This window comes from Streptomyces cellostaticus (assembly GCF_001513965.1).
GTDB classification, from domain to species: Bacteria; Actinomycetota; Actinomycetes; order Streptomycetales; family Streptomycetaceae; genus Streptomyces; species Streptomyces cellostaticus.
In genome coordinates this window covers 1-982 of sequence record NZ_KQ948130.1, presented here as the reverse complement: position 1 = coordinate 982, position 982 = coordinate 1, and the positions used below count along the sequence as shown (strand labels likewise).

Here is a 982-nt window from a genome sequence, read left to right as displayed (position 1 = left end):
ACGTCCGGATACGGAATCGGCGTGCCCCTGGAGGACACGGGGGTTGTCGAGGGACACCTGATGACCGGAACCGCGACCAGCGTGCTGTCCGGCCGGGTGTCCTACACGTTCGGCCTGGAAGGCCCGGCCGTGACCATGGACACGGCCTGCTCGTCATCGCTGGTGGCGCTGCACATGGCCGCCCAGGCCGTGCGGTCCGGCGAGTGCTCCCTGGCCCTGGCCGGCGGTGTCACGGTCGCCGCGACCCCGGCCGTGTTCGTCGGGTTCTCCCAGGCGCGCGGGGTGTCGGTGGACGGCCGGTGCAAGGCGTTCGCAGCTTCGGCGGATGGCTCGGGCTTCTCCGAGGGCGCGGGAATGCTGGTGCTGGAGCGGCTGTCCGACGCCCGCCGCAATGGGCACCGGGTGCTGGCGGTGATACGTGGCTCTGCGATCAACCAGGACGGTGCGTCCAACGGTCTGACCGCGCCGAACGGTCCCTCGCAGCAGCGGGTGATCCGGGCTGCCCTGGCCAGCGCCCAGCTGTCGGCTGCCGACGTGGACGTGGTGGAAGCGCACGGTTCGGCGACCACGCTCGGCGACCCGATCGAGGCCCAGGCCGTGATCGCCACCTACGGCCAGGACCGGCCGGCGGAACAGCCGCTGTGGCTCGGCTCGGTGAAGTCCAACATCGGACACACCCAGGCAGCCGCAGGCGTGGCTGGTGTGATCAAGATGGTGCTGGCGCTGCAGAACGAACAGCTGCCGCAGACACTGCACGTGGACGAGCCCACGCCGCACGTGGACTGGTCCGCCGGTGAGGTCCGGCTGCTGAGCGAACCGGTCCCGTGGCCCGTCGCGGAGCGTGCGCGTCGTGCTGGCGTGTCGGCGTTCGGCATGAGCGGCACCAACGTGCACATCATCCTGGAGGAAGCCCCGACCGTCGACGACGAGACGGTGGACGCCCCGGCCGAACCCGCCGGTGAACAGACCGATGAGGTCGAGT

The 982-nt window shown here is 70.8% G+C and carries 1 protein-coding gene; it reads left to right on the top strand.

Annotated elements, in window-relative coordinates; translation table 11 throughout:
• Nucleotides 1-982: beta-ketoacyl synthase N-terminal-like domain-containing protein (locus tag AQI88_RS42390; RefSeq protein WP_167357521.1), on the top strand; the 982-nt coding region annotated here is incomplete at both ends.